This is a genomic window from Streptomyces anandii JCM 4720 (genome assembly GCF_014650655.1).
In the GTDB taxonomy this organism is placed as follows: Bacteria; Actinomycetota; Actinomycetes; order Streptomycetales; family Streptomycetaceae; genus Streptomyces; species Streptomyces anandii.
On record NZ_BMVJ01000047.1, the window covers coordinates 965 to 7260 of the forward strand.

Consider the following 6296-nt stretch of genomic DNA (forward strand, 5'->3'; position numbering starts at 1 on the left):
TGCCGAGGCCGGCCGCCGAGACGTCGCCGAGGGCGGATCCGGCGTCGAGCCAGAACAGTTGCCGCTGGAAGGCGTACGTCGGCAGGTCGACCCGGCGCGCGCCGGTGCCGGCGAAGGGGGCCGCCCAGTCGGTGGCCGCGCCCCGGACGAAGGCCTTGGCGACGGCGGTGGTCAGCGTGACCGCCTCGGCGCGTCCGCCGCGCAGCGCGGGTACGAGCACGGCGTCGACGGCGTGCGTCATTTCCACGGCGTTCACCGTGTCGTCGTGGTGCAGGCTCTCCTGGGCCAGCGCGCAGAGCACGCCGTCGGGGCCGAGTTCGACGTACGTCGTGACGTTCTGCGCGGCGAGCGTGCGCACGCTGTCGTGGAAGCGCACCGCCTCGCGTGCGTGCCGTACCCAGAAGCCGGGGTCGGTCAGTTCCTCGGTGGAGGCGACGGTGCCGGTGAGGCCGGGGACTACGGGGATCCGCGGTGCGTGGTAGGTCAGGCCCGCCGCGATCTCGCGGAACGGCTCCAGCATCGCGTCCATGTGCGGGGAGTGGAAGGCGTGGCTGACGCTGAGACGCTTGGTGCGCCGGCCCTGCCGGGCGAAGGACTCGGCGAGGCCCAGCACGGCGTCCTCGTCGCCGGCGATCACCACGGACTCGGGGCCGTTGACGGCGGCCAGGCCGAGGCCCTCGGTGAGCAGCGGTGTGATCTCGTCCTCCGTGGCCTGTACGGCCACCATGGCGCCCCCGGCGGGCAGTTGCTGCATCAGCCTGCCGCGCGCCTCCACCAGTGCGCAGGCGTCCTCGAGTGAGAGCACGCCCGCGCAGTGCGCGGCGGCGAGGTCGCCGATCGAGTGACCGGCCAGCACGTCGGGCCGCAGGCCCCACGACCGCACCAGCCGGAACAGCGCCACCTCGAGGGCGAAGAGCGCGGGCTGGGTGCGGGCGGTCTCGTCCAGCACGGTCTGGTCGTCGCCGAACAGGACGTCCAGGAGCGGCAGTTCGAAGTGTGCCGAGATCTCGTCCAGCGCCTCGCGGAAGACGGGGTACGTCTCGTACAGCTCGCGGCCCATGCCGAGCCGCTGGCTGCCCTGGCCGGTGAACAGGAACGCCAGCCTGCCGTCGCCCGCCGTGCCGCGCACGGCCGCGGTGGTGGCACCCTCGACGGCGACCTCGACGACGGCCTCCGTGGCGGCGGCCTCCGTGGCGGCGGCCTCCGTGGCGGCGGCCTCCGTGGCGGCGGCATCGGTGGCGGCGGCATCGGTGGCGGCGACCCCGGTGGTGTCCGCGCTGATTGCGGCCAGTGCGGTCAATCCGTGCAGTGCCTCGTCCCGGTCCGCCGCGACGACGACCGCGCGGTGTCCGAAGACGGCCCGGCCGGTGGCCAGGGAGTAGCCCGCGTCGGCCGGGGCGAGTTCCGCGTCGGCCGCCATGCGGTCCCGCAGCCGCTCGGCCTGGGCGCGCAGCGCGCCGGCCGTCTTGGCGGTCAGCACCAGGGGCACAGGCCGCACAGGCGTCGCCCGCGCTCCGTCCTCCGGCTGCTCCGGTTCCTTCGGCTGCTCCGGCTCCTTGGGCTCGTACTCCGCCTGGGGTTGTTCGATGATGGCGTGTGCGTTGGTGCCGCTCATGCCGAAGGACGAGACACCGGCCCGGCGTACGCCTTCCCGCCGCGGCCACTCGCGGGCCTCGGTGAGCAGTGAGACGGCGCCCGCCGACCAGTCGACGTGCGGGGTCGGCTCGTCCACGTGCAGGGTCTTGGGCAGCACGCCGTGCCGCATCGCCATGACCATCTTGATGATCCCGGCCACGCCCGCGGCGGCCTGTGTGTGGCCGAAGTTCGACTTGATGGAGCCGAGCCACAGCGGCCGGTCCTCGTCCCGGCCCTGGCCGTAGGTGGCGAGCAGGGCCTGTGCCTCGATGGGGTCGCCGAGGGTCGTACCGGTGCCATGCGCCTCAACCGCGTCGACATCGGCCGCAGACAGGCCCGCCGTCGCCAGGGCCTGCCGGATCACCCGCTGCTGCGAGGGGCCGTTGGGAGCGGTCAGCCCGTTGCTCGCGCCGTCCTGGTTGACGGCGGTGCCGCGCACGAGGGCCAGCACCTGGTGGCCGTTGCGGCGGGCGTCGGACAGCCGCTCCACGAGGAGCATGCCCACGCCCTCGCCCCACGCGGTGCCGTCGGCGGCCGCGGCGAAGGGCTTGCAGCGGCCGTCGGCGGCCAGTCCGCGCTGGCGGCTGAACTCGGTGAACACCTCGGGGGTGGTGATGATGGTGACGCCGCCGGCCAGCGCCAGGGTGCACTCGCCGTTGCGCAGGGCCTGCACGGCGAGGTGCAGCGCGACCAGCGAGGACGAGCACGCCGTGTCGACGGTGACCGCCGGGCCCTCGAAGCCGAAGGTGTAGGAGACCCGGCCGGAGGCGATACTGCTGGAACCTCCGGTGCCGAGGTAGCCCTCGACGCCCTCGGGCACGGCGTTCAGCCGGGACACGTAGTCGTTGTGCATCTGGCCGACGAACACGCCGACCTGTCCGCCGCGCAGCGCGGCCGGGTCGATGCCCGCCCGTTCGAACGTCTCCCAGGAGGTCTCCAGCAGCAGCCGCTGCTGCGGGTCCATGGCGAGGGCCTCGCGGGGGTTGATCCCGAAGAAGGCGGGGTCGAAGTGGTTGGCGTCGTAGAAGAAGCCGCCTTCGCGGGCGTAGGAGGTGCCGGGGCTGTCCGGGTCGGGGTCGTAGAGGCCGTCGAGGTCCCAGCCGCGGTCCACGGGCAGGTGGGAGATGCCGTCCCGGCCCTCGGCGAGCAGGGTCCACAGGTCCTCGGGGCTGCGTACGTCGCCGGGGAAACGGCAGCTCATCGCCACGATGGCGATCGGGTCGTCGTCCGCGGCGGCGCCCGCTTGCGCCCGGCCCGGGGTCGCCGTTCCCGCGATCGCATCGGAATCGGCGTCGGCGCCGAGGAGTTCGGTGCGCAGCCAGGCGCCGAGCGCGGTGGGCGTCGGGTAGTCGAAGACGAGGGTGGCGGGCAGGCGCAGTCCGGCGGCGGCGCCGAGGCGGTTGCGGAACTCGACGGCGGTCAGCGAGTCGAAGCCGAGATCCTTGAACGCCCGGGCCGGCTCGACGGCGTCGGGCGAGGCGTGCCCGAGCACGGCGGCGACCTGCGCGCGTACCAGGTCGAGCAGTTCCTGGTCCCGTTCGGCCTCGGGCAGCCGCAGCAGGCGGTCGCGCAGCGAGGTGCCCGAGCCGGTGCCGCGCGCCTGAACGGCACGGCGGGCGGGGCCGCGCACGAGGCCGCGCAGCAGGGCGGGTACGGCGGCCGCGTCGGCGTCGCGCAGGGGGGCGAGGTCCAGGCGCATCGGGACGAGCAGTGCCTCGCCGGTGCGGTGGGCGGCGTCGAGGAGGGCGAGGCCTTCCTCGTTGGCGAGGCCCAGCACGCCGGAGCGCGTCATACGGGACTTGTCGGCGTCGTCCAGTTCGCCGGTCATGCCGCTCGCCTCGGCCCACAGGCCCCAGGCGAGGGAGGTGGCGGCGAGGCCCTGGGCGCGGCGGTGCTGGGCGAGGGCGTCGAGGAAGGCGTTGGCGGCCGCGTAGTTGGCCTGTCCCGCGCCGCCGAACGTGCCGGCGGCCGAGGAGAACAGCACGAAGTCCACCGGCTGCTGGGCGCGGGTGAGTTCGTGGAGGTTGACGGCCGCGTCGGCCTTCGGCCGCAGGACGCGGTCGAGGCGTTCGGGGGTGAGCGAGCCGACGACGCCGTCGTCGAGGACGCCCGCGGTGTGCACCACGGCGGTCAGCGGGTGCTGGGCAGGGATGGCGGCCAGCAGCGCGGCGAGCGCGTCGCGGTCGGCGGTGTCGCAGGCCGCGACGGTCACCTCCGCGCCCAATTCCGTCAGTTCCGCGACGAGTTCGGCGGCGCCCGGCGCCTCCATGCCGCGCCGGCTGGTCAGCAGCAGGTGGCGGGCGCCGCGCGAGGTGACCGCGTGCCGGGCGACCAGGCCGCCCAGGGTTCCGGTGCCGCCGGTGATCAGTACGGTGCCGTCCGGGTCCCACTCGGCGGGAACGGTCAGGACGACCTTGCCGACGTGCCGGGCCTGGCTGAGGTGGCGGAAGGCGTCGGGTGCGCGCCGCAGGTCCCACGCGGTGATCGGCGGCGGGGTGAGCGCGCCGCGCTCGAACAGCTCCAGCAGCTCGGTGAGCATCTCCTGGATGCGGTCGAGCCCGGCCTCGACGAGGTCGAACGCCCGGTAGGTCACGCCCGGATGGGCTTCGGCCACCTCTTCGGGCGAGCGCACGTCGGTCTTGCCCATCTCCACGAACCGGCCGCCGCGCGGCAGCAGTCGCAGCGAGGCGTCCACGAACTCCCGTGCCAGCGAGTCCAGTACGACGTCGACGCCGCGCCCGTCGGTGGCCTCGCGGAACGCGTCCTCGAAGTCCAGGGTGCGGGAGGAGGCGATCCGCTCGTCGGGCAGGCCGAGGCCGCGCAGGGTGTCCCACTTGCCCTCGCTCGCCGTGGCGAACACCTCTGCGCCCCAGTGACGGGCCAGTTGCACCGCCGCCATGCCCACACCGCCGGCCGCGGCGTGCACCAGCAGCGACTCCCCGGCCCGCAGCCCGGCGAGGTCCCGCAGGGCGTAGTACGCCGTCATGAAGACGATCGGCACGGCCGCCGCCTCGGCGAAAGTCCAGCCCTCGGGCATCGGCGCGATCATCCGCCGGTCGGCCACGACGAGCGGGCCGAAGCCACCGGGCAGCATGCCCATCACCCGGTCGCCCACGGCCAGATCGGTGACCCCGGGGCCGGTCTCCACGACGACACCCGCGCCCTCGCTGCCCATCAGGCCCGCGTCGCCCGGGTACATGCCGAGCGCGTTGAGCACATCACGGAAGTTCAGGCCGGCCGCGCGGACGGCGACCCTGACCTCCCCCGGCCGCAGCGGCTCGGTCGCCTCCGGGCAGGGGATCAGGGTCAGGTTCTCCAGGGTGCCCTTGTCGCGGATGTCCATCCGCCAGGCCCGCTCCCCCGCCGGGGGCACCAGCGCCCCGCCGGACGCCACCCGGGCCAGCCGCGGCGCGTGAACCGTGCCGCGCCGCACCGCGAACTGGGGCTCACCGGTGGTCAGCGCGGCCGGCAGTGCCTCGTACGAGCCGCTGTCGGTGTCGAGGTCGGCCAGCACCAAACGGTCGGGGTTCTCCGACTGCGCGGAGCGGACCAGGCCCCACACCGCCGCGAGCGCGGTGTCCCGTACATCCGGGTCGGACTGGGTGGCCACGGCACCACGGGTGACGAACACCAGCCGGGACGCGGCGAACCGCTCGTCCTCCAGCCACGCCTGCACCAGGCTCAACGCCTCATGGGTGGCCTCCCGCACGGCCGTCGCCGACGGCCCCCCGGTCTCTGGACCGCTTCCCGGGGCCACGAGGAGCCAGTCGGGAGCCCCCGCCCCGGCGTCGATCGCGGCGCGCAGGGCGGCGAGGTCCGCGTGAGCGGCGTACGGCAGCGGGGACGGGGTGTTCCAAGTCCCCAGTACAGCAATGGAGTCGGCGTCGGCGTCGGCCGCAGCGGCCGGGACCGGCACCGTGGCCCAGTCCAGGCGGAACAGCGACTCGTGGTGACCGGAACGGGCGCCCGCGAGCTGGTCCGCGCTCACCGGGCGCAGGGTCAGGGCCGCGACGGAGGCCACCGGCTCGCCGTTCACGTCGGCCAGTTCCAGGGTCACCGCGTCGTTGCCGGCCGGTGCCAGCCGGACACGCAGGGCGCCGGCGCCGGCCGCGTGCAGCGACACGCCGCGCCACGAGAACGGCAGACGGCCCTCGCCGCCGCCCTCGCCTTCGCCGTCCTGCTGTACGAAGGTGCCGTGCAGCGCGGAGTCGAGCAGCGCCGGGTGCAGGCCGAACAGCGCTGCCTCGGACTGCCGTTCCTCCGGAAGCCGCACCTCGGCGAAGACCTCGTGCCCACGCCTCCAGGCGGCCGTGAGCCCCTGGAACACCGGCCCGTAGGCGAAGCCTCCGGAGGCCAGGTGCTCGTACAGGCCGGTCACGTCGACGGCCTCGGCGCCCGGGGGCGGCCACTCCTCCCCCACGGCTCGCGCCGCGGTCGCGGGCGCGGTGGCGGCGAGCAGACCGGCGGCGTGCCGGGTCCACGGCTGGTCGGCGGGCGCGTCCTGCGCACGCCCGTACAGGTCCACCGTCCGGCGCCCGTCGTCGTCCGGCGCCCCGACCACGAGCTGGAGCTGGATCGCACCGTGCTCGGGGAGGACCAGGGGTGCTTCGAGGGTGAGTTCCTCCAGGTGGTCGCAGCCGACCTGGTCGCCGGCGCGGATC

The 6296-nt window shown here is 74.8% G+C and carries 1 protein-coding gene; it reads right to left on the minus strand.

Going from position 1 to position 6296, the window contains the following annotated elements:
• The coding region (locus tag IE249_RS35035) for a type I polyketide synthase (RefSeq protein WP_229859993.1) at positions 1 to 6296 on the minus strand (6296 nt) is incomplete at both ends.